This window comes from Streptomyces cucumeris (genome assembly GCF_024295805.1).
In the GTDB taxonomy this organism is placed as follows: domain Bacteria; phylum Actinomycetota; class Actinomycetes; order Streptomycetales; family Streptomycetaceae; genus Streptomyces; species Streptomyces cucumeris.
On record NZ_JANCLX010000014.1, the window covers coordinates 110,873 to 132,980 of the forward strand.

Annotated in this window: 24 protein-coding genes, 1 tRNA gene and 1 pseudogene; 23 read left to right on the plus strand and 3 right to left on the minus strand. The window is 62.5% G+C overall.

The window, feature by feature from the left end:
• Positions 1-454: 454 nt before the first annotated feature.
• From NMK44_RS21630 to NMK44_RS21685, 12 genes and pseudogenes are all read left to right on the plus strand, one after another.
• Positions 455-733 carry a hypothetical protein gene (locus NMK44_RS21630; protein WP_254745557.1) on the plus strand — a complete coding sequence of 93 codons (279 nt, stop codon included), beginning with the start codon at positions 455-457 and terminating at the stop codon, positions 731-733.
• A 295-nt stretch (positions 734-1,028) separates the two neighbouring features.
• A complete protein-coding gene (locus NMK44_RS21635) occupies positions 1,029-1,409 on the plus strand; it encodes a hypothetical protein (RefSeq protein ID WP_254745559.1) in 381 nt (126 codons plus the stop codon).
• Positions 1,410-1,874: 465 nt separating this feature from the next.
• On the plus strand, positions 1,875-2,231 hold the full coding sequence (locus NMK44_RS21640) for an HU family DNA-binding protein (RefSeq protein ID WP_254745561.1): 357 nt from the start codon (positions 1,875-1,877) through the stop codon (positions 2,229-2,231).
• A gap of 79 nt (positions 2,232-2,310) precedes the next feature.
• Positions 2,311-2,778 carry a hypothetical protein gene (locus NMK44_RS21645; protein WP_254745563.1) on the plus strand — a complete coding sequence of 156 codons (468 nt, stop codon included), beginning with the start codon at positions 2,311-2,313 and terminating at the stop codon, positions 2,776-2,778.
• A gap of 85 nt (positions 2,779-2,863) precedes the next feature.
• On the plus strand, positions 2,864-4,165 hold the full coding sequence (locus tag NMK44_RS21650) for an FtsK/SpoIIIE domain-containing protein (RefSeq protein ID WP_254745565.1): 1,302 nt from the start codon (positions 2,864-2,866) through the stop codon (positions 4,163-4,165).
• A 444-nt stretch (positions 4,166-4,609) separates the two neighbouring features.
• Positions 4,610-4,683, plus strand: a tRNA-Ile gene (locus NMK44_RS21655).
• A 137-nt stretch (positions 4,684-4,820) separates the two neighbouring features.
• Positions 4,821-4,898 (plus strand): annotated as a pseudogene (locus NMK44_RS21660).
• Positions 4,899-5,920: 1,022 nt separating this feature from the next.
• Positions 5,921-6,145, plus strand: a complete 225-nt coding sequence (locus NMK44_RS21665; protein WP_254745567.1) for a hypothetical protein — start codon at positions 5,921-5,923, stop codon at positions 6,143-6,145.
• Positions 6,146-6,624: 479 nt separating this feature from the next.
• Positions 6,625-6,906 carry a hypothetical protein gene (locus NMK44_RS21670; protein WP_254745569.1) on the plus strand — a complete coding sequence of 94 codons (282 nt, stop codon included), beginning with the start codon at positions 6,625-6,627 and terminating at the stop codon, positions 6,904-6,906.
• On the plus strand, positions 6,903-8,693 hold the full coding sequence (locus NMK44_RS21675) for an SNF2-related protein (protein WP_308358483.1): 1,791 nt from the start codon (positions 6,903-6,905) through the stop codon (positions 8,691-8,693). Before NMK44_RS21670 ends, NMK44_RS21675 begins: the two co-directional genes overlap by 4 nt.
• Positions 8,694-8,718: 25 nt before the next feature.
• The gene (locus NMK44_RS21680; protein WP_254745571.1) at positions 8,719-9,042 is read left to right on the plus strand and encodes a hypothetical protein; all 324 of its coding nucleotides are present in this window, start codon (positions 8,719-8,721) and stop codon (positions 9,040-9,042) included.
• A gap of 448 nt (positions 9,043-9,490) precedes the next feature.
• On the plus strand, positions 9,491-10,666 hold the full coding sequence (locus NMK44_RS21685) for an AcrVA2 family anti-CRISPR protein (protein WP_254745573.1): 1,176 nt from the start codon (positions 9,491-9,493) through the stop codon (positions 10,664-10,666).
• Between the two features lie 763 nt (positions 10,667-11,429).
• Here the strand turns inward: NMK44_RS21685 and NMK44_RS21690 are convergent.
• The 3 genes from NMK44_RS21690 to NMK44_RS21700 all read right to left on the minus strand — a co-directional run bounded on the left by NMK44_RS21690 (position 11,430) and on the right by NMK44_RS21700 (position 13,188).
• Complete coding sequence (locus tag NMK44_RS21690; protein ID WP_254745575.1) at positions 11,430-11,780, minus strand: hypothetical protein; 351 nt, start codon at positions 11,778-11,780, stop codon at positions 11,430-11,432.
• An 86-nt stretch (positions 11,781-11,866) separates the two neighbouring features.
• Positions 11,867-12,244, minus strand: a complete 378-nt coding sequence (locus NMK44_RS21695) for a hypothetical protein (RefSeq protein ID WP_254745577.1) — start codon at positions 12,242-12,244, stop codon at positions 11,867-11,869.
• 14 nt (positions 12,245-12,258) lie between these two features.
• A complete protein-coding gene (locus tag NMK44_RS21700; RefSeq protein WP_254745579.1) occupies positions 12,259-13,188 on the minus strand; it encodes an N-acetylmuramoyl-L-alanine amidase in 930 nt (309 codons plus the stop codon).
• Between the two features lie 107 nt (positions 13,189-13,295).
• Between NMK44_RS21700 and NMK44_RS21705 the strand changes: the two genes are divergently transcribed.
• The 11 genes from NMK44_RS21705 to NMK44_RS21755 all read left to right on the plus strand — a co-directional run bounded on the left by NMK44_RS21705 (position 13,296) and on the right by NMK44_RS21755 (position 21,965).
• On the plus strand, positions 13,296-13,766 hold the full coding sequence (locus NMK44_RS21705; RefSeq protein ID WP_254745581.1) for a hypothetical protein: 471 nt from the start codon (positions 13,296-13,298) through the stop codon (positions 13,764-13,766).
• 69 nt (positions 13,767-13,835) lie between these two features.
• Positions 13,836-14,246 (plus strand): DUF6205 family protein, encoded by a 411-nt coding sequence (locus NMK44_RS21710; protein ID WP_254745582.1) that lies wholly within the window; start codon positions 13,836-13,838, stop codon positions 14,244-14,246.
• Between the two features lie 139 nt (positions 14,247-14,385).
• Positions 14,386-14,598: a hypothetical protein gene (locus NMK44_RS21715; protein ID WP_254745583.1), complete on the plus strand. Its 213-nt coding sequence runs from the start codon at positions 14,386-14,388 to the stop codon at positions 14,596-14,598.
• A gap of 325 nt (positions 14,599-14,923) precedes the next feature.
• Positions 14,924-15,289 carry a hypothetical protein gene (locus NMK44_RS21720; protein ID WP_254745584.1) on the plus strand — a complete coding sequence of 122 codons (366 nt, stop codon included), beginning with the start codon at positions 14,924-14,926 and terminating at the stop codon, positions 15,287-15,289.
• Between the two features lie 40 nt (positions 15,290-15,329).
• Positions 15,330-15,557 carry a hypothetical protein gene (locus NMK44_RS21725; RefSeq protein WP_254745585.1) on the plus strand — a complete coding sequence of 76 codons (228 nt, stop codon included), beginning with the start codon at positions 15,330-15,332 and terminating at the stop codon, positions 15,555-15,557.
• A gap of 347 nt (positions 15,558-15,904) precedes the next feature.
• Complete coding sequence (locus tag NMK44_RS21730) at positions 15,905-16,390, plus strand: SLOG family protein (RefSeq protein WP_254745586.1); 486 nt, start codon at positions 15,905-15,907, stop codon at positions 16,388-16,390.
• A 99-nt stretch (positions 16,391-16,489) separates the two neighbouring features.
• Positions 16,490-16,966, plus strand: a complete 477-nt coding sequence (locus NMK44_RS21735) for a C40 family peptidase (RefSeq protein WP_254745587.1) — start codon at positions 16,490-16,492, stop codon at positions 16,964-16,966.
• 624 nt (positions 16,967-17,590) lie between these two features.
• A complete protein-coding gene (locus NMK44_RS21740; protein WP_254745588.1) occupies positions 17,591-19,009 on the plus strand; it encodes a helix-turn-helix domain-containing protein in 1,419 nt (472 codons plus the stop codon).
• A 700-nt stretch (positions 19,010-19,709) separates the two neighbouring features.
• On the plus strand, positions 19,710-20,876 hold the full coding sequence (locus tag NMK44_RS21745; protein WP_254745589.1) for a hypothetical protein: 1,167 nt from the start codon (positions 19,710-19,712) through the stop codon (positions 20,874-20,876).
• A gap of 142 nt (positions 20,877-21,018) precedes the next feature.
• Positions 21,019-21,288, plus strand: a complete 270-nt coding sequence (locus tag NMK44_RS21750; protein WP_254745590.1) for a hypothetical protein — start codon at positions 21,019-21,021, stop codon at positions 21,286-21,288.
• 434 nt (positions 21,289-21,722) lie between these two features.
• Positions 21,723-21,965: a hypothetical protein gene (locus NMK44_RS21755; protein ID WP_254745591.1), complete on the plus strand. Its 243-nt coding sequence runs from the start codon at positions 21,723-21,725 to the stop codon at positions 21,963-21,965.
• Positions 21,966-22,108 lie beyond the last annotated feature (143 nt).

The following is a 22,108-nucleotide window of genomic DNA, read 5'->3' on the forward strand; positions in this document are numbered from 1 at the left end:
CGACCCCTGAGCCTCACTTGAGGCCCCTTCGATGTGGCGTTCGGAGGGGCCTCGGGGCTCGTGCTGGTCATGCGCCTCCCCTTCTCTTCGGTTCCGCATTGCTGGCCTACGGTCACGCCTCCTCTTGGGGGTGCGGCCTGCCGGTCGGTTGCCGTGCTTGATCAATCCTCGTAGCGCTCACAGCGAGCGTAGTCACTGGCTCGACACGCAGGGCGGGGCTTGCGGGCGGGCGATGAGGGGCGCCTTGAGGGGTCGAGCCCCCAGGTCGTCGAGCACGGCGGCCTTTGCGGCGGCCCTGCTCAGCGGGTCATCTGCCTTCGCTTTCCCGGATGGAGTGGGCTCCACTGCCAGCCCTTCAAGTCTAGCCCAGAAAGCACGACTTGACGGCCTAGGCCACTTATGGAAGAGTGCTTCGTGTCGCCAGAAAAGGCGGCCTCGGAAAGGAGATCAAAAGGTGAGCAACGGCCGACACGGCAAGATCAAGCCCCTCGGGTTCGACACGGCGGCGCAGGTTCTGACCATTGGTCTCTCGGATGAGGCCGCCGCAAACCTCACGCGGATGGTGAGGGATGCAGCGGGAAAGAACAGCCTCGACGACTCTGCCGCACTCAAGGAATTGCGCAGCCGCCTCAAGACGGCGGCAAAGCGACGTAAGACGCGAGAGTGGGCGCAGGAGGTGCTGACGCTTCTGGCGAAGCACAAGAGGAAGACCCTGGGAGGGGCGCTCGCCTGATATTCCCCAACCCCCGCCCGGCACAGAAGTGCTCATGACTCCGGCCGTGAGCGGAGGGTTGTCGCGGGCCTGGACTGCGCATGAGTCCAGGCCCGCATTGTCTTGAGGGGGCCCGGCCGCCGGTACACCCCCGTCACCAAGTGCGATTTCGACGGATATCCAAAGAGGAGGGAGAGGGCATGCGGAAGCTCAAGGTATGGGCGTGCCTGACGGCTGCGGGCGCCTTGGTACTGCTGGCGGGAGGGCGACGTCTGACCGAGGCGGTCGCACTCGACCCCGACAACATGGCAACTCGGTGATCGAGATCGACATGACCGCCGTGCTGTCGGACGACGAATCCGGCCTCGCGGTCTTTCTGTACTGCCGGACCGAGGAAGACAGGGCTCGGATCCGACTGCTCCTCGAGGCGCAGGGTGCCGAGTACGTCATGCACCCCGGCGACGTCCACCCTGCCCGGATCGATGGGTCCGTGGTCGTTGCACGCACTGCAATCACGGTCTTCACCGGGCCTCTGTATGTGATGGGCGAGCACGAACTGCAGGGGGATCTGGGGGCCGTCAAGCAGGCGACTCTGCTCGTCCTGGATGAACCGTTCAACGCGAACGACGAGAGCGAAAAGGCTGTGCTGGCGGCCACGTTGCCGCTGGAAATTCTGGAGAGGGGAAGCAGTGGGTAGTCGAGACCAGGAGCTGGCGAAGAAGTACGCCGCCAAGGGTATGAAGTCGGCATCCCAGCGGGCACGCGAGAAGGAGGAGAAGGGGGCGCGTCGCAGCACGGGGAGCTCCTCGGTCGAGGACCAGCTCAAGGAGTTCGACTGGCGCAATCCGCAACCCATTTCGCGTGACGCAACATCGCGGTCGCGGGCGCGCAGTCATCAGCGGAATGCCTCGGATGCTACGCCCGCTCGGTCGGGCGGTTGGTTCCGACGGAGTAAGTAGTACCTAAGCCGAAGGGGACCCGGTCTGTACCGGGTCCCCTTCGGCATGTCTAGATTTTTATCAGGGTTGGTATAACAATGAACTAGACGGCGGCGTACTCTTGTTCTTCCCGAACCTACCGTTACTAGCACAACTCAGCGCACTTACGGAACTTGGTGCTCAAATAGTGCTAAGATAGGTGCAGTTGAGGAAAGGAGCCATACGTGAGCACAACGGAAACCCTCCCAGAGAGCCTCAATCGCGGGTCACTGGCCGAAGTTCTCGCCAGTCGTACCGGCATGGCCCGTTCCATCGCGTACGAGGCGGTGGAAACCCTGTTTGACGTCATTGCCTCACGGGTCGCCCAGGGCGGGTCTGTCATCGTCACGAACTTCGGCAGCTTCTCGCTGATCGATCGGCAGTCCCGCCGGGCGCGAAACCCGCAGACGGGCGCACCCATACACATGCCCTGCCGAAAGGCCGTCAAGTTTACGGTTTCTCCCCGGCTGCTGGAGTACGCGAACTCGAACCCGGCAGATACAACCATCCGGAAGAACCCCAAGGGATCCGTCAGGAAGTAGTGGCCCAGGCCATCTCGTGCTATGCTGTTCACGAAGAACAGCGAGCGGTCTGAAAGCTGTTGACGGAAAGGAAGAAAACGTGTCTCTCGGTACTACGGTTCGTTCCCTCGCCCGGAACGCCAAGCGACAGTTCCCCGGAGCGGACGACTCCAGCATTCGCGAGTACGTCCTGCTCCAGGTGAGCGTGGCGCTCAACAACCCGGCCAGCAACATCAAGGACGAGCGCCTGCTCAGCCTCGCCGAGGATGCATTCTCGGCGGCGGCGAGCGAGGGGACCCCCTGGGCGGTCGCCCTGAAGAACACGGTGCGCGACAACACCGTGAAGCCCCTGGTCGAGAAGGCCAAGGGTCTGGGTGTCGACCCTGTGCCGGTGGTGGTGGTGGAGACCGGCCTCCCCGAGAGCGACGTCCGCGAGATGATCCAGGCACTGGAGGCTGAAGCCGGTACAGCCCCCGAGGTGGACGACGCTCCTGAGGTGGACGACGTCCCCGAGATGGGTGACGAGGATGAGGCGGAGTTCCCCGCTTCCGTTACCGTCACCCACTGATACCCCCCACGCGCAGGCCGGTCCCGGTGCCCCACACCCGGGTCCGGCTTTTTGTGTGCCATGAACAGAATCGAGGAGAGTCGAGATGCTGGTTCCAACCGAAGAGGAGACGCGGATCCTGGAGGTTTTGCGTTCTGGCTGGGCTTCAAAAAGCGTACCCGCCCCATGGTTGAGGGAGATCTCCGTACTGAGGGCGGACGTGGCGCGCTCTGGAGTGGTGGCCGACCTCATGCTCTCTGGGGTGACGATGGAGAAAGTCTCGGACGGCGTTGATCAGCTGCGTCTGTTTTTCGATGTAGAGGACGATCACCAGCTTGTCGTGCTGCCCGGCGGACGGGCTACCCGCGTGCGCCTGGAGATCCGCACGAGGCGAGTCACCGAAGAGATGGACATGCTCTGGCATCCCGGACGCAAGGGGATCGGGGTCGACTCCGTCACGGGCCAGGTTGTAGAGATTCCCTTCTTGTCTCAGATCCAGTTCTCTGGAGCAAAGGGCTCCGGCAAGTCGTGGGCCATGCGCCCTTCGATGGCCTCCCTTGCGCTCAACCCGGACTTTGAAGTGCTTTACCTGGACCCGAAAATGGTCGAAGGGAAGCGCTGGCAAGGGCTTGTGCATACATACTTTCCCGGGGACTTTCCGGACATCCTCGAGGAATGCGCGGAGGACCTGTCCCGTCGCGCCGACCTGATGAGCAAGGCTGGTGCGACAGTGTGGCGCCCTGAGTTCGGCCCTTATCGCATTGTCGTGATTGATGAAGGTCGCGAGCTCCTGGCCGAGTGCCGTCGCGCCGACCGCCTGCGTGCTCAGCTCTTGCGGAAGGCGGGGTTCGCTTCGGACGGCGACCTTGCCCCGGTCGACAAGGGGGGGGCCCTGGACAACCTGATCAAGATCTCGTCTATGGGCCGAGCCTGGGGCGTCTTTCTGTGGTGGGCCACGCAGTACCCGATCGTCTCAGGTAACAACCCGGGCGTGGACACGAACATCGACGCGAACACTGACTACCGTTTCTCCCTTCGCGTCAGCAAGCGCAAGCACTCCGAGGTCGCCCTGGGTGATGACGCCGACTATGGACCCCATCGGCTGACGGCCGATGATCGCAATCGTGGCCTCGGCTACATCGGTGGTCACGGTCCGTCCTTGATTCAGACGTGGACGATGACCGACGAGATGCTCGGCCTCCTTGCCCATCCTGATCAGGGTCGCGGCAAGTTCCCCAGGGATGTCGCACTGAGGACGCTCGGATCTCAGCCGGATTCGGTGTGGACGCCAGAGCTGCTTGCGTCGCATACGGGGTGTGGGACCAATCAGGCGATGCGCTTCCTGCGGTCGTTTTCCAGTGAGGGGCTGGTCATCGCCGATGGGGACACCTTCAGGCTCGCGGCTTAGATCCGCCCTCTTGCTGTCATCGACTAACAACTAATTGAGAAGAGGTTCAATGCCTGTTGTCTATCACTACTCGTGCTGCCGCATGGGTTGGCTGCCGAGTGAAACCCCCAACGCCTTGGCGCTCCGCCGGGTTGTCCGGGCGCACCGCAAGGAAGCCCATGGAGGCAAGGCTGATGCCACCGAGGGCCTTTTCACGGCTCCAGCGTCGGATCCACTCAAGACCAAGCTCATGGGTCGCTTGATGCGCTCCAGTCTCGGCTTGTGAGTCCCGAGGGTCGGGCATCCGGGATTTGGTCGCAGGTACTTGACCTAGGCCAGCAGGTAGCTGTAGAGTTTTAACTAGTTCAAGCGATGTAATCGCGAGAACGGTAGCTCCAAGGGTGATATGACCACCCTTGGGACACAGACCCGCCTGAGGTGAGTCCGACACCTCAGGCGGGGTGATGGCGAATAGCTCAGCTGGTGAGAGCGCGGAACTGATAATTCCGAGGTCGGGGGTTCGAGTCCCTCTTCGCCAACCGGGACCGGGGGCGCGAGCTACAGGCACAGCACGGCCCCCGGTCCTCTCGAGCCATCAAGAAGTCCGTGCTTGTCGGCGGCAAGGGCAGCACAGCCTTGTCGTCAGCGGACTTCGAACCCCGGCTTTCGCCGGGGGGTCCATGTTGTGTAACGGTGGCACGCCGCTTGTGTCGGGCGAGCGGAGGTGCGGGTTCGACTCCTGCCATGGACCCCAATGTGACCCCCTCCATTGCGGGTCACTCGTCAAGCCGCCACGAGTGCGGGAATCTCGCCCCCGCGATTCCCGCACTCGTGGCTTTTGTGTTTCAGCCACGTACGCATCCTTGAGTGGCTGAACGGCGCCATCGTCGGCATTGCGTTGACAAGCGATGGCTAGAGCGGGTGAAGGGCGCCCCCGGGGCGCATGCCCGAGAAAAGGAAAGGAGAAGGATATGGAGTTCCTGGCGTTCGAGGACGGCCACGTCTTCCTCTCGCGGGAGGAGCTGGACGAATACCGCACCCGGAAGGCGGAGGGCTGGTACCCGGAGGTTCGTGATGACGACTGACGCCGAAGCCCTGGACGGCGCCTCGCAGCGGGTGGAGCTGGGCCCTCCGGTGTCGCAGCACTCCACCTCGAACCCCCCGCAGAGGGTAGAAAACCCACAGCCGGGCACGCCAATCGGAGAGTACGACACAACCAGGCGCCGGTAGCAGAAGGCGTGTGCAACGATTGATTCACATAACAAGCGAGGCCCCTCCTGACGGAGGGGCCTTTTTGCTTCCAGGTGGATGTAGCAGGCTTGGGGATCGATCAGGTGCAGTCGATGCCCAGGGACTTGTCCCGTGATAGACTGGCCTAGGCCGAAATGAAGGGGACGTCATGTTTGTCCAGGAGTTTTGCGACGCTGGTCGCGTGGCCCATCACCTCGGAGTCAAGCGCCGGGACGTGCTTCGCTGGGCTGATCACCCTACGGCGCGCTTCCCTATCCCCATCGCATCTTTTGAGTCTGATACGCGAACAGGGATTCCCTTGTGGCACAAGACCCAGCTCTCGGAGCTCCGCGCATGGCTCGCGAAGCGCCTGAACCTCAGTAACCCCTCTGCCCACTGGGATGCAGTGGACAGAGGGGAGGAGCAGCCCGGCGGCCATCAGGATCAAATGATTATGTTTCACGTTGTTTCACGTGAAACGGAAGAAGAAGAGTCTGACGGACTCTTCCCCATCCCTTTGCTGGGTGGGACCGGAGGGGAGAAGGTATGAAAGATCCTCGCCTCGAGAAGCATCTCGTGGTGCATGACACCCTCACGATGGCTCTCGCGGGCATCAGTGGGGCACTCGGCACTCTGGTCACGGGCTCCCTCGACGTCGGCGCGTTGATGATGGCGGCGGTGTTCGCCCTCGGTGTCGCGGCCATGCGAGTCGCGCCGTTCCGGCGAGGCGTGAACCGGCTGGCGCTCGCCGCACTCAGGGCGGCGAAGTGATAACGGACCACTTCTTCCGGGGGGAAACGCTCTGTCTCTACCCCAGATGCGGGGAGCCTGAGGATCTTCATCGAGAAAGTGCAGACAGCCTCAGTGCTCCGGGTCCACACTGGTTCCTCGGCCTCGGATCCTGCGTGGGGTGCAGCCAGCGCTTCGACCACCCAGCGCACTACCTTTCCCCGAGCCGATGGAGGCTCGTCGGGTTCCACTGAGGACCCACGAAGAAGGAGGGCTCATGTCTCAGGTACGCGGAATCGATCCGGCCGTACGACGGGAGCTCATTCGAGAGCTCATATTTGACGCAACGTCCGCGACGCCGCGATCCGTGGACGAAGGGATCGAGCTCCAAGGGGTCGTTCGGTTCCTCGAGCAAAAGCTGGACGAAGCTAACAGTGAAGTGCTGACGGGTGACTGACGTTCCGCTCGGCCAATGATCGTGGATCCCTCATGAAAGACATCGGAAAAGGAGACGAAACGCCATGATTCCTCACGAAGAACTCGTCCTGGCTAAGCACCCGAAGGCAAAGGAGTTCCGGCCCGTGAAGCGACCTTTCAGTGGCAATCTGATCGGATGGATCTTTCAGATCCCACGGGAAGGGTTCATCTCCTGCGACTACGGCTGGGTCACCGTTAGCGGGGACGTCTCATCCGACACTCTCGCGCGCTCGAACGATGCGGCATCGAACCTAAGGGCGTACGTGAAGAGCGCCACCACATCCGCCCCCAAGTCGAAACTCGACAATCAGGAGACTGGCGAGTGAAAACGCTCCGTCCCTACCAAGCGGAGGCTGTGAGCATCTTGGCGGAGGGCGGGCTGAATGCATCCGACCTCGGGGCCGGGAAAACGCTCACTAGCGTGGAGGCGTGCAGACTGCTCCAACTCGGACGCCCTCCGCGCATTCTGGTCGTTGCCCCGCCCACCATCCTGGATCACTGGCGCTCTACCTTTGTCGAGCAGTTCCCGTCGCTCGGCGAACGCAACAGGGTGCACATAGTCGGTACACACCGGAAAGACACTGAAAATTGGTCTCTGATGACGCGCAAGCGTCCCGGTGTCTACATCATCGGGTGGAATGCCATGCATGGAGGGGTTCCGGAGGCCACGAGGCGCGAAGCCTCCCGAGGGAGGAACGCCAACGCGGCGCACCCAAAGGTAACGGCAGCCGCAACGCGAAAAGCCATCAGTAAGGGGCAGGTGCCACCCTGGACGAGGACGGGTGTCTGGGATCTGGTAATCATGGACGAAGTGCATCGCGCCTGTAATCGGCATGGCGTTCCGTACCATGTGCTGAAGCTGATCAAGGGCAGAAAGCTCGGCCTGTCAGCCACTCCGGGCGGAAATGAGCCGCAGAGGCTTTGGGCGATTCTGAACATCCTCTGGCCCGATAAGTACACATCCTTCTGGGACTGGGCGAACGAAAAATTCCACGTTTCCGAGGAGGGGGTCCGAGGAGCGCCGACGCCGGTTCGCGTCATCGGGGAAGAAATACGTCCTGGGTCCACTTGGGAAGACATTCCAGCTGTTGTGCGCGTGCGGACCGAGGAGGTCTACGACCAACTGCCTCCGGTAATTGAGCGTGAAGTTCGCGTCTCCATGACGCCGGAACAGGAGGAGCAGTACCGGGACTTCGAGGATCAATGCTTGGCGTGGTTGGGTGAGGTACCGGTCGCCACGCCGTTGCCCATCGAGCAGCGCATTCGGCTGCGCCAGGCGGCTTTGGGGACACTGAAAGCGGAGGAGGCGGTTCATCGGATCGACTACAAGCTCAACCGTCCACAGCAGAAGGTCATGCAGGCGTGGCAGGCGTACCTCGACGACCATGCCGACGGAGCACAGGAAGACCCGGCCGCACTCTTCGATGAACAGCTCTCAGTAGCAAGACTGCTGTGCATCGCGCTGATCGTCGCCGACTTCCTCGGTACCCACTGTGCAGACATGACAGCCGAGAAGCGCCACCTGGAGGAAACCCGCTTCGATCAAGCCCTGGCAAAGCAGGCAAAGCTGGATCAAGGGGTCGAGTTTGAAGACGTCGAGCTCGGCCTCGACATTTCCTACGACGAAGAAGCCGCCCAGCCGAAGCTGGACGCGGTGAAGGAGATCCTGGCAGACCTTCCAGAGGGTGAGCCCCTGCTGGTGTGGACGCACTCTGCGAAGTGGGCCCGCATGGCGGAGAAGAAGCTCGGTAGCCAAGCCGTCTCCTGGACCATGAAGGCCACGGCAACCAAGAGAGAGAAGATCAAGGCCGGGTTCGGTACCGAGTGGCGGGTGCTCATCGCCCAGCTCCAGTCTCTATCGGAGGGGGTGGACTGGCTGAAGGACGTCTGTCGATGCGAAGTCATCGCGTCCCCCACGGAAGATGAAGTGAAGAACCAACAGGCGGAGGGGCGTTTGCGACGGCCTGGCCAGAAGTCTCCAGTGCAGCGATGGCGCCTGGTCAGCGAGGGCACGATCGACGAGGATGTGAACCTGGCCAACCTGCTCAAGCGTGGCAGGATGTCGTCGTTGTACAAGGATGATGCAATTCGGAAAGAAAGGGTGACGATGTGAGATCCTGGAGCTTCTCGATCGAACTATGGGGACACCGGAAGCCGAAGAGGCGGGATTGGTCCGCCATCCGGACGGCAACCTGCCGCACGGCGGTCGCCACGTGTTCCTCAAGGCGGCCCACGAGGTGGGGGTTTACAACCCCGGAGACTTCGTCATCCCTCACGATTTCAGGCTTGCGGCAGCCATGGTATTGGAGGTGCGGGGCAACTATGGAGAGATCGGAGCGGTGGCCGACGCCTACTGGGACCTCCTGAAGAGGGAGCCTGGGGAGTGGTCGTCCGCCACGGTGGTCACTCTGGCGACCCTGGCCCCCTTTCTGGGAATCCAGGATTCCCTCGCAAACGACTGACATCCGGACGAAGTGGACAAAGACATTCAGGGGTGGGTTCATCAGCGCTTCCAGTGCAGCCGCACGGCGACGACGAAGTACACGCGGGCGGGCGTACATCGGGACGTCCTGCCGGGGTGGGCCGATCGAGAGGAAGGGGGCGACGTGAAGAGTGAAGGCGGGCAGCGCTTCATCGGAAAGTTCCACCGAGCCCGAGACGTGCCGGTGGGGACCAGGTTGAAGGTCGCCTGGAGGCTGTGGCGTAACCGGCGCACTCGCCGGGAGGCGTGGCCGTACCTTCGGGACCGTCACGTGCTGGCCACCTGGGAAGTTGAGCTACTGCTCAGCCTGAAGTCGAAGGCGGGGGCCCGATGAACCCTGCGCTGGACTGACTTTCGGGGCACCGTGGAACGGAGTGTCAACGGAAAGGGAGGAAGATGAACTGGGACGGCTTGAGGGTGCAAGGAGTATGAGTAAAAAACCGTCTTCGCGTATGCGCCGAGCTGGCGAGGCAAACGAGTCCGTTGAGCGGATCCTGGACCTGACAAACCAGATCGGCGCCGACCTGAACAAGGTCCCGGGGGGGATGGAGAACGCCGTCCGCATGCGACGGGGCATCACTCCGGTCTGGCCGATGGCCCTGGAGCGCCGGGTCGGATTTGATGCGGCAGCCACCCTCCTTGATCGGGCGGCCTCGTACGCGGTCGTTGATCTATGGCGACGAGAAGGGCGCGTGGCGTACGACGTTCACCCGGAGATGGCCAATAGCCTCTACCGTTCGAACCTGAAGGGGAAGCTGCCCGGCAGGATTTTCTCCCGCCTCGGTCACATCAGCCCTCTGATTCCACTGCCACATCCGTGGCCCGTGAATTTCGGTTCTGGCGTCACAGGTCTGATCCGGGCTTACTTCCTGACTGGCCGGGTGGGCCGGGCGTTCTGCCCGACTACCGATGATCGATCAGAAGGGCTCTGTATCGTCCCCTGGATCGACAGCAATCCTGAAACTCCTACATATCATGATATTCTCACGCCGGTCTTCCCTCTGCCTGCGCTTGATGAGTCATTCACGCTCGCCGACATGGTGAACAAGAGCTTTGAGTGGCATGGCGTAGGCGAGCGAGGTGAGGGAATCGAGAAGATCACCAAGCAGATCCTCCCTGGCGCGCTCACGCTTCTGACGTACCTGTGCTGCAAGAACGCAGACATTGAAGAGCCTTCATCGCCGACCAGGGGGAGGAGGCGCCAGGCTCCCTCTCGGGACCCCTATTACGTCCGGGTTGGCTGGTATGTCGGACCCAAGCTGCATGCGGCTCGCAGTCGGGCAAGTGGGCGGATCCGCGAAGGTCTCTCGGTGCCCTCCGGGGTTGAGTACGGACCACAGCATCGCGTCGGCCACGTGAAGACCGTGTGGGTTGGGCCTGGGCGCAAGCGCGATGAATCCGTTTGGGTTGATCCGTACTGGACCAAGCTGGAGTCCCTTGACGAGGGTCAGGACCCTGTAACGCAGGTTGTCCCCGTTGACCCGCAGGAGAAGGATCCGGCTGGGCACCGCGACGTCAAGCTCGCGAACCTCGGCAGGCAGAGAGCCAAGGAGGTTCAGGAGAGGGAGGCGCAGCGGCGGAGGGAGGAAGGCTGGGACTGGTAGCCCCTCGATTCGGGAGGGCGGTTCTAGCGTGAAAGAGCCCGGTCAAGTACGACGATCGGAGGCAGGCCGGGGGAGGTGCTGCCTTGAGGGGATGGCTCCTCGCCTTCGGCTGTCGGGCTGGGCTGGTCCGATGGTTCCGGATCTGGATCTTCAGTACGCGTGCAACGGTATCGCGGGCGATCGGGATCGAAGTCATCGGCGGGTACGCAGTCGTACGTGTTGCCCTCTTGGTCGGTGTAAGTCCACCCGGATGGTGGGGATCCGTCTCGGCCATCTGTTCCGTTCGTTCCGTCCTTTCCGTCGGCACCATCTGCACCCGTGGCGTCTTGCCCTGGTGACCCTGGGGGTCCTGACGGTCCCGGCACGACAGAGTCGACGCCATCCTTCCCGGGCTCCCCAGGAGGGCCGGAGGGGCCGGGACTGGGCAATGGGGCGTCCTTCCCTGGCCTCCCCGGGTTACCTGAAGGACCCGGTGGACCTGATGGGCCGACCAATCCACTGGCACCTGTGGCGCCACGGGACCCCGGGGGGCCAGCCACCGGAGTCCCGCCCAGGTCTTCGACCTGTTCGGCAAGGAGGTCGCGCGCATGGTTGGCGCGGTTGAGGCTCTGGGTTGCCTGCTCGAGGTTTTGAGACAGGGTCAGGAATGCCACGACTACGGCAGCCAGGGTGGCGGCACCCATGGCGATTGCCACGGCCGCTATCGCGTTCCCTTGGCGGCGCTGTTTGCGCACTTCGACCCGACTGCCCACCTTTGGGGAGGTCACGTCTTCCCTCCTGACACGAGGAAAAGAATTACCGGTATGACAAAGCCTAGGAGTGGAACAATCACGCTCGCTACCAACCAGCGACGGGTTTGGGTTATGCGGTTAACGTCTTGAGCCCGCTGCTCATGCATGGCCGCTATGTCCCGCTCCTCTTTGGCCGCCAGTTGTTCGACGGCCTTCATGAGGTCGGCAATGTCCTTCGTGAGTGCCGCCTTCTCCACGGTGTAGACGTCCATACTGACGAGACGGTCCAGGCGCTGATTGATCATCGCCATATCGTCACGGACATCCCCTCGCAGGGCCTGAATGAGCCGCCCCAGTTCCCCCAGAGACGGCTCGTCATTCACGGTCTACTCCGGTGGCTGTAAGGACATGACGGAGAGGCTTGCAGCGACCCGGGCGACCCTGGGTCATACCGGGTCGCTGCATGGCGTCAGGCCGCAACTGCCAGCGGCTGAGGACCCTTCTGCTCCAGTGGGAGAATGGAAATTGGCGGCACCACCTGGGGGCGCTCTAGGATTGCCAGCGCGGCGGCCACCAAGGCCATCCATCCGGCCTGTTCCTCGGCGGACAGGTCCAGGCCGAAGCCAACAAAGAGCGCCAGGGCGGCTGAGGCGAACTGCATGATGGCCGCGCCAATCGCACCATTGCGGAGAATCCACGCAGATGCAACGGCCACCAGACAGGACAGAACCGTGTTGATGAGCGTCTGCTGAGTGTTGCTCACGTCAAGGCCGTAGGCCGCACTCAGCTTCAGTGCTACCGCGATGAAGCCCAGAATGAGAACAGGCTCTCTTCCAAGGATTTTCACTGCCACCCTCCTAGTCAGGCAACGACTGTGAATCCGTGCTTGTTGCCGAGCTTAGTGAGCGAAGTCATCCCGGGGATACCGTCGGCAGGCTGGCCGGGCTCCCGGCCGTGAAAACCGCATTCTTCCTGCCATGAGCTCATGGCGGAAATGGTGGTGGTTCCGTAGTGTCCATCCCGGTATTTCTTCTCGAGAAGCCCTTCATCCACAAGGGCGGTCTCCACGATCAGCACGCCTGAGTATGTGACTGGCCGACCAGGCATCTTTGGGTTCGTCCGTGCGGCCTCGATGAGCTTTGAGAGGTCAACGACCGGCTTGGACGGAGTTGGGATCGGATCCTTCGGAGGGGCCTGCCCCAGCTTCTCGGCGACCCTGTTCAGGATCTCCGACCAGTTCATTCCGGGACCGCGGGGGTCCACCTTGCCTGGTTGCCAGTCGAGGTGACGGAGGACGGATCGGGCATGCCAGCCGTGGTGGCGGCATATGGCTGCCGATACTCGCTCAATGGCCTCCAGCTGAGCCTCGGGCCATGGATCCTGGCCGTCCCCGAGGTTCTCGCATTCAAAGCCATAGAAGTGGCGGTTGCCATCCACGGTGGCTTCGTTGTCGACCGGAGGGGCCTTTTCGTTGATGACCGCCTGAAGCACATCGGGATCGCCGAGCCCGGCGTGGTTGGCCCGGCCGTAGCCGATCAGGTGCACTGTCCCGTCCTTGGCGATCATGCCGTGACACAGCGGACCCGGGAGGCTGGCATAGCCGTTTCGAACAATGTCGACGGTGGCTTTGGTTCCTTTCGTTACGGTGTGATGAATCATTACACCGTGCACGGGGCCCCAGGGACCCTTATGGTTCCTGTTGTGCGTCTCCCAGTTGCCGACTTCGACAACTTTGACGCCCTCTTTCTTCAGTGCGTCAAGGAAACTTGCGGCACTCATGGGAGCAGACAAGGCGTCCTCCTTCTGTCGATGGGGATAGCTTCGCATGAATATGTGAAGATTCTTCGCGACAGAATCCGGTTTTTCTGCAACACTGTTATTGGGAAAGGAGATTGAACGTGAAGAATAAGATCGCTCTTCTGTCGACGAGCATCGTCGTCGCACTCCTCGGCACTTCGGGGTGCTCCAGTGAGGCGTACGAGTACGAGGTTTCCGGGGTGGTGGAAGACGGGCGGCTTGACTATGACTGTCCGAACAGCCTGTCCATGGAATCAGCCTCGTTCGTGATCAGAGCCAAAGGACGTTCTTCGACGTCAGCCAAGGCTGGAGGCCGCAGCAGGGGAGGATCCTCTTCGTCCAGGTCAAAGACTTCCAGCGGGTCGAAACTCCCCAATAAGCCGACCGAGCCGGAGCGAGTTCCGAAGATCCCCTCCCGGGGTCACGGCAAGAAATCCAAGGGCTGCAAGGTTGAATACGAGCTGTACATCAAGAACAGTGATGGACTGTTTGAGCAGGACGTCCGCCAGGTGGACTACGACAAGTGTCTAGACCGGAAGCGGGAACGCTTCCCGGCCTGCACGGACAGCTGATGGCGTTGCGTGTGGGCTGTCACTCCGGGGACAGCCCACACGCTTCCGTCCACAGGGAAGGGGAAAGGCGTGAGCATTCGGATGGCCGTTCGTGGGGAGTTCAGGATCGATCCCCCGCTCAAATGGCCCGCCATCAAAGACAGTGCCTACCTGGCGAACGGCGACGGGGCGGCAATGACGGACATCATCCTCCGGGTGGACGCCGAGGAGTCCGACACCGAGGACGGCATCCATACGGTCATCACGTCATCTCGCGTGGTCCCATGGACCAGCGCTCCGTATGACCCGAGAAACCTCCTGAGCAACATCAAGGATCTTCAGGCCGAGTGCACAGGGCATGTCATACAGGGTCAGATGGTTCTGTATGACGTAGAGATGCCGGGCTACATCACCCGGGTCATCCTCGATGAAGCGGGGCCTCGCGAGGAGCGCGCCCGCCTTGTGTGGCCAGACGGCTCAGAAGCTGAACCGCTGGACTAGGAGAAGCAGGGGCAAGGCCGTCGGCCTTGCCCCTGCTTCCGTTGGGAGATGAATGGTCGCGAGGAACGATGCCAGGACTGCCTGGTGTGCGAGGTTGACAAGTGCGGTCCTGGCGCTCGAGGGGGAGCGGCGGCGGGACGTGATCAACATGCTCAAGGACTGCCAGTTCCAGCCTCGCGATGTTCCGGCCTTCGCGGAGCTTTGGCGAGAGGGCCCCACGGTGCATGTTCAGCGATTCGTGCGGGACGCGGAAACCGACAGGATCCGTCTGAGCGAAGATGGAGCGGGGCCGATGATCGAGGATTTCGCGATCAAACCGGAGTGGATTCCGGAGTGGATCCCAGTCCGCTGAGTAGTCCTGGTTCGAGAGAGGGGCTTCCTCGACCCAATGCACTACTCCTCGGTAACAAGTCTTCGGTTCACGAACACCCAAGAAGTTACTTGTTGGTAAGCAGTAGGGGGCTGGAAGGCTTCCGAATTCTGGAAGAAAAGTTACCGAAGGGTAGGACATTCAAGCTAGCCCGAATGAGGATGTTCTAGGCGAAATGGACTTGCCACCTGACCTGCAAGGACGATCAGAATTACCCGGTTCGGGTCGATTCGATGTGTCCGCTTCGCCCAGGTTGGCGGCCCTTCGGGAAGCTGTTTCTAAAATTTCGTCAACGTATTCGTTGACAATGCCGATCGTCAACGAATACGTTGACGATGTGAGTGCTGAAGACGAACGGCTCGATCGGCTCCTGAAAATCGGCACCGATCCGTTGGCCAACAAATTCGAGGCGGCTCGCCTCTACGCAGCCCAGGCTGAGGACGAAGGCGACGTCCGCCCCGGAGCGGCCGTCCTCGTGATGCGGATGCTCGGGCAAGTGCGCGAGGAGTGCGACCACATCGAGGTCCGCATGGTCGAGGCCCTGATGGACGCGGGTCTGTCGTGGGACGAGGTCGCGCGGGTCACCGGTCGTTCGAGCAAGCAGGCAGCACAGCAGCGTTACCGCCGACTGGGGGGCGCGAGGACGTGGCCCACCCGGCGGCCGTCCAACTGACCAACCATCACTTCCAAACCCATCGAGAGAGGGAAATCCCATGACGAAGAACCGGAAGAACGACAACGACGAAGACGACACGGTCGTGAACGTGGCCAGCCCCGGCAGCGTGGTCGGGATCCAGTGCGGCGGCAGCATCGTCGGCTCCACCGTCAACGTGAACGGCTCCACCGTCACCCGCTCCGCCCTCGACGCCCAGTACCCCGGCGGCCGGTGGATCGACGTAGAGGACATGGACCGAAGCCTCAACTCCAACCCCGACGACTGACCCCTACCTCCTCGGGGGCGCCGCGAGGGGGTAGGGGTCGTCCAGCCGATTGACTCCTGCCTCAAGCGCAACAATCGCCTCAGATCTCCCGTTCGCGCACCGGTTGCTGAAGCCGCTCGGCGAACGGGAGCCCAACTCTCCAGTCACGCCAGAGCCAACCCTCAGAACTGCCCCTGACCTGGGAGTTTCGGTGAGTTGAGAATCCGAGAGGCGGGCGCCCCAAGCTGCCCCCTCTGCTCCTTTCGTGGCGATTCTGTCGAGCGAGTGAAGTCGGCGAAACTAGAGTGGCCTGCCCGACACCTAGGCCACCGTGTATGCTCGGCCTAGGCCAACAGGAAGGCAGGTTCATGAAGTTGAGCCAGGGGCCGATCGCCGACAGGGGAGCCGAGGAACTGGAGGCCCTGCTGGCCTCGACGTTCACCCTCATCGTGACCGGATCACGCGATTGGCGTGACCGCAGGTCGATCTGGATGCCGCTCGACAAACTCCTTCAGGGGCACGGCCGGATCGCCGTGCGCAACGGCAAGGCCCGGAAGGGGCTCGACCGCCTCGTCTCCGAGTGGGCCGTGGCGCGCATGCACGATGGTGCCATCGAGATTCCCCATCGCGCCGACTGGGATGCACACGGCTGGCGGGCAGGCTTCCTTCGTAACGGAGAGATGGTCGACGCGGGCGCGAATTCCCTTCTGGCCTGGGCAAATCCCTGCCGCAAGGAAGACCGGCGCTGGTGCCCGCCCGGCGAACACCCTTCCCATGGAACCGCTGACTGTGCGCGGCGGGCCCGAGCCGCCGGAATCCCCGTCTTCTCATGTCCCCTGGGGATGCAGGTCTAGTTCGTCTTCAATTCCATGGCGAACTACTCAACGAAGTTTCCAATCAACGGCCCTGATGCAACGCCAGGGCTCCTCCATGCCCAAATCAAGGAGAACGTAGTGACGAAGATTGCCCAGCTCAGCGTCTCCGCCGCCCTCACTGCGGGCCTCATCATGGCGTTCACGCCGACCAGTGCCCATGCAGCCCCCACGATACGAAGTAAGGCGCTCAGTACTGCCGCCGCGCAGAAGAACGACCCCTATCGCGGCGGCGCGGCGGGCCCCAATGCCTATGACTGCTCCGGCCTCACGTACTACTCCTACAAGCGACACGGTAAGAGGCTGCCGCGCACCGCCCAGGGGCAGTACAACGCGTCCATCAAGGTCACTCCGACTGGGCGACGGAAGGGTGACCTGGTCTTCATCGGCACATCCTCCGGCTCGGTCTATCACGTCGGCATCTATGCGGGCTTCTGGTCCGGCAAGGGGTGGATGTGGAATGCCAACTCCGAGGCATACCGGGGCAAGAAGGTGGTCCTGGCTCCAATCAGGGAGTACACCTCGGGCTCGCCGAAGGCGTACTACGGCAGGTTCTGACGAGCGTTCGCCTTGAGTTCCAATCCGAATCCCCAAAGGTATCCACGGAAAGAGAGGGGACGGCAACATGCGGGGCCTGCTTGGAGCCTTCAAGGAGGGGCTTGCGGGCCCCTCCGGTCTACCGGGGCCTGCAAGCGGGGCGGAAGGGTCACTTGATTCGACAGACGATCGTCAGGTGCGACGAGCCCATGGAGGATTGACCTTGGCGTCGGCACGACGCCGGAGAGATACGGAGGGGCGATGAGCCTGCGTAACAAGATGCGGTGCCAGCGGTGCACGCACCCGAGGCACTGTCACAACGGCACTCACCACGAGGGTTCCAAGACCGCCTGCACCAGGGATCTTGGCAACGAGGCCAGTGGGCGTCGAATCAAGTGCTCATGCCGCTGGTTCAAGTAAGTTGAGTCGGATTCGCCCGACTTCGGGCTACCGGTGTAGGTAGTAGCTACCCAAGGATCAGTCACCACGCTGGGCCATCGGGCAGGCGCCGTGAAGACAGTCGACCCGATGGAGCTCACTGCAGAGCAGAGGGTCGCGCAGGGCAGGACCTGAAGTGGCCTGCCGAAGCAGGATGCGTGGCCTATCGAGGAGGGTCTTGGTAGGCCACTTCGGAAAGGAGGAAAGGTGAAACTCAAAGACGGGCACCCCATCTCACGCATGGCAGAAGTCCGCCAGTCGGTGGAGGTGCGGCACGCGCGCCGGGGTCTTGGCGTGATGCTGCGGCGAGGTCTCCATGGGGCTAAGAACTGGGCCCTGGAGCTGGAGGGTGACGGCACGCACAGATCGGTCTGGAGCAAGGCGTTCCGAGCTTTCGTCGTCCTGCTGCCTGTCTGGATCCTCCTCACTCCCGCAACCGGCGGTTCGGGGCGAGGAGGGGGGTCCATGGGTGTCCCCGAGGCGCTCTTCATGGCGGTGCTCTGTGCGCTGTGTGGGCTCGCGGCCCTGTCGGCTCGTGAGCGGCGCTTGGGTCGAGAAGAGCCCTGGCTTGAGATGGCAGATTCCACTACACGGAGCGACGGACCCGTAATCACGGAAGCCGAAGAGGGCTCCTCGTTCAAGGGTGGAGTCAGTTTGGTGAAATCGCAGGTCAGCGGAAGGTGCGAAGAGGGGGAGCGGTCGGTTGCAGGGGATGTTTCGGACAATACAGATGATTCTTCGCATATCGATGCAACTGCGTTGCCGGACGTGATGCAGCAGGCCACTTCGGACGAGGGCTTGACCCTTACCCCGGAAGACCTGGCGCCCCCTTTCGGGTCGTTGCGGAAGCCGGTGCAGCAGGCCATTACTGAGGGTGCTGCCGAGGCAGGGCTGGATCGGACATTCGAGGCGGGTGCTGACGTACCCCCGGAGGCACTCGCAGAGGTGTTGCACGCGACCCCGATTGATCCCACGTTTTCGCAGGTGGAACCAGATGTGGAGCCGTTGCGGAGGGGTGTTGCGGAGGATGACTCGAGCGAGGGTGAACCGGAAGTTTCGGGCATCACCAAGAGTGATGATCCCGTCGAGCAGAACGGTGAGCCTCTCTCGTTGCAGGAGCGGTTGCGAGTCGAGTTGCGCGAGGAGGATTCAATTCCGGCGTCTGCGCAGGTCAAGCCGGAAGAGGAGTCGTTGCGCGAACCGTTGCAGGGTGCGTTGCAGGTCCAGTACGCAGCCCCTGGGCCCTATCCGCCCCAGAGTGATCCGATCGCCCTTGACTGGTGGGCCACGAGGCCGGATCCGCCAGAAGTGGACCCCTCTGTGGCGCCAGGCCAGGTGAATGAGCCGGAGGCGGGGACCAAGAAGGACACGGTCGAGGACACGGTCGAGGACGCGGTCGAGGACGAACGCCTCCCGGAACCGGTTCTGTTGTTCCTCGCCAGCCAGTCCAATGCGTCAAGCTTTTCCGACAAGGCGCGGGAGTCCGCACGTATCGGCGCGATTGCCTGGGCCCGCAGAGAGGTTGAAGGGCGGAAGCGGAGTCAGGCGGAGGTAGCCAAGATGCTCGGCACTCACAAGTCGACGGTCAGCCGCTGGCTTACGGGAGATCCGTTCGATGAAGACTAGGCCATCGAAGTGGTCTACCCAGGGGCGCCAGACGATGTCTGGCGCCCCTTTGTCTTGGGTTGTGAAGGTGCCCCTTGCGGGGGCGTCGTGGACGGCTCGTATACGCGGGCCCTGGAAGCCCCCGATGCATGTGGCGAAGTGACGTCGCTTCACCTCGGCACGCGGAGTTGGCGGTATTGAGGGTTGGCGGCCGTTGTGGCTCACATGGGCTACGTCAGGGTATGGGATGATGCGGGCCTGGCCTGGGCTCAAGACGGAAGGCGAGCCACCCGGCCTCGACCTGGGTGGCGGTTTCGGTTCGGGGCGCCGCGAGGATGAAGAGCGTCAAATGCGGCAGAACCCCGTAGGGGGTGCCGCTACCTGCGGGTTCAGCGATTCGAAGGACTTCCGAACCTGAAGGTGCGATGCGAAGGTGGTCTTGATCCAGGACGTTCCGACGACCGGCGGGATTCGGATGGTTGAACATGTCTGCCTCGAGTCGAACTTCTTCGCTCGACACCACACCTTCTTGGCGTGAATCGGGCGAATCGGTGCAAAGCGGGGTGGCATCTACTGATGTTCTGCTTGAATGGCGCTGAATCGGACAGAACTCACATAGCGACATTCCGAATCTCGATCACTTGACACGGCCTAGGCCAGGATGGAAGAGTCGTGCGCAACGCCCCCGCAGGGGGTCTTCGGAAACGAGAGAAGCGGAAAAATGGCTACGACGGAGAACGAGGCGCAGCCGGAATCCAGGGAAGCGGGCACGGCGCAGAAGTTCAAGAACGACAAGACCCAGCCTACGGAGATCTCGAAAGACGAGCGACGGTTCACGTTCCTGGTCTTCCTGGCCTGCTTGCTGTCGGTGGGATCGCTGGCCTACTCGACTTACTCCTTCCTGGACCTCAACAAGATCGACGCCATGAGGATCGAGAAGCTCGGAGGCGTGAGCTTCATCGGCCTCTCGGCCGCGGTCACGATGGACATCATCTGGAGCGCCACGATGGTGGCCGACTACCGAGGCCGAAAGGTCTGGTACCGGAGGAAGAACAAGGACCCCAGGAACATCCTCCCCGCCATCGGATGGCTTGAGGTTCTGGCGATTGCGGCCATGCTCGGATACCACGGACAGCAGCTCGGCGGCTGGACCGCCGCCTTCACCGCAGTCCTCCCGATCGCGGCAAAGTTCACATGGATCCTGGCGCTTGATGACATCCGCGATCCCTATGGGCTCACCGACGAACAGAAGATGGAAATCGCGAAGGATCGCCGCAATGCGCGACTGGCTAAGGCGAAGGCTGACGCCACGGCCGAGTTGCATGAAGCGCAGATGGAGCAACGGCGACGGAGCAACGAGGCCAAGCTGGAAGACCAGCGCGCCGCCGCCGACCAGCAGAGGATGCAGCAGCGACTCACCTTTGACCTGAAGCAGAATGAGCTGGTTGCCGCCAACGACCTGAAGATGCTTGAGAATCAGCTCCGGGCCCGGCTTCAGATCAGCACGCTGGATAATCGCGCAGAGGTTGAGACCATGCGGGCTGAGCATGAGTGGGAGCTCAGTCTGCGACGTCCGCCCCGGACGGTGATTGGTGACGTCGTACGTCCAGGACTGCCCAAGGCGGACCTTCCCGAGCTCCCCTCCGGCGAGGCGCCGGATTTTACCGACCTGGCGTCCTTCGGCCTGACGACGAGCCAGCAGAAGAGGGCCGCACTGGCCAGGGACTTCTATGAGGTCGACGATCGGCAGCGTGGTGGGGTCACCAAGAAGGCTTTCTGTGAGGCCAATAGGATCGCAGCACCTCGCTTGAGTGAGGCCACTAGCGATTTTCCGCTCGAGTGGTTTATCGACCGGGGTCTGGCGACCTGGCGGGCCGACCGAGGCTGAGTGATTTAACGCACCAAAGCCCCCTCTCCGGAGGGGGCTTTGCGCTTTCCAACTCCGCTGTACGCTGGGCATATTGAGGCAAGGAAGGGAGAAGGTTGTGAGTTGGCGTCTGGAGGCTTCCGGGGGGAAGGGTTCCGCAAACTTGATCGTGATCGTGCCCGTCGAGGACGACGATCCTCATCAGGAGATCAGGCGGGTGCGCATCCGGGTCAGCCCAAAAGGGGGGAGAGATCACCCCAGCCTGCCCCTTCTTCAGAAGGGGATGCTCTACCGCGACCGTACCGGGGTCAAGTACACGATCCTCGCGGCCATGGTGTGTGAATCAGGCATTGATGACGGCGAGCCATCGATCTGGACCTATGACTATCTCGCCGCAATCGGAGTCCATGCCCTGACGGGGGTTGAGTTGTGACCAAGGGCGTGACGACGGAATGGTGGGCTCAGCCACCCGGACGACAGGAGGCGGAGACTCCTTTGCCGGAGGCCCACCCTCCTCCACCGCCCCCGGCACCGCCGTCCTCCCCTCCGGAACCTCAACCGGACCCCGGGAGCCCGGCGCCTCCTCGACGCAGGGCGGCAAAGGTCATTGGTGGCGCGGCGGGCGCCGCCGTGGCGATAGCGCTTCTGGTAAACGGGATCTCCGGCGGGGAAGGCGAGGGGGCTGGCTCACCTCCGATCACTTCACCGACAACGCGAGATCTCCCCGCGGCAGGCAGCGGGCCAGGGGGAGATCTCGCAACCGAAAGCCCTGGGAGCGGGGGTGCCGAGAAGGGAAATGGCTCGACATCCGCCCCGAAGGAAGCCACCACGTTGTTTACCACCCCATCCGGCAAGGGTCGAGCGGGCGTGGTGATGAAGGTAAAGATCCACAACGGATCGGATGAAGCACTGACCGTGCTCGCCACCCTGATCAAGGGTGACGGGCGCTCGGCAATTGCGGGCGAGGGGACGCTGGCACCCGGTGCGCGCGGCGTTGAGCCCGGTGAGACGGTCGAGGGGACTGTCGAGTTCTCAAGCGGCGTTGCGCCCCGTCAGATCGTCTTGCTCGATCTCTCGGGTGACGTGGTGGCGACAGGGGGAGGCGGCTGAGCCGGAAAGCGGCGATCAGGGTGAAATTTGGAAGGTATGGGAATCTCGCCACGAAGGCCCTCATCGATTCGACGATGAGGGCCTTCAGTGCTTGCGGGGTTTCTGGCTAGCCTGGTCTCGACTGTGAACCATGGTTCACAGTC

What these genes read in the sequence shown, in the direction of transcription:
- NMK44_RS21745 (WP_254745589.1), top strand. Translation starts at nt 19,710, where the DNA reads ATGGCTACGACGGAGAACGAGGCGCAGCCGGAATCCAGGGAAGCGGGC.
- NMK44_RS21730 (WP_254745586.1), top strand. Translation starts at nt 15,905, where the DNA reads ATGAAGTTGAGCCAGGGGCCGATCGCCGACAGGGGAGCCGAGGAACTG.
- NMK44_RS21680 (WP_254745571.1), top strand. Translation starts at nt 8,719, where the DNA reads ATGGGGACACCGGAAGCCGAAGAGGCGGGATTGGTCCGCCATCCGGAC.
- NMK44_RS21685 (WP_254745573.1), top strand. Translation starts at nt 9,491, where the DNA reads ATGAGTAAAAAACCGTCTTCGCGTATGCGCCGAGCTGGCGAGGCAAAC.
- NMK44_RS21725 (WP_254745585.1), top strand. Translation starts at nt 15,330, where the DNA reads ATGACGAAGAACCGGAAGAACGACAACGACGAAGACGACACGGTCGTG.
- NMK44_RS21650 (WP_254745565.1), top strand. Translation starts at nt 2,864, where the DNA reads ATGCTGGTTCCAACCGAAGAGGAGACGCGGATCCTGGAGGTTTTGCGT.
- NMK44_RS21670 (WP_254745569.1), top strand. Translation starts at nt 6,625, where the DNA reads ATGATTCCTCACGAAGAACTCGTCCTGGCTAAGCACCCGAAGGCAAAG.
- NMK44_RS21720 (WP_254745584.1), top strand. Translation starts at nt 14,924, where the DNA reads ATGCCGATCGTCAACGAATACGTTGACGATGTGAGTGCTGAAGACGAA.
- NMK44_RS21665 (WP_254745567.1), top strand. Translation starts at nt 5,921, where the DNA reads ATGAAAGATCCTCGCCTCGAGAAGCATCTCGTGGTGCATGACACCCTC.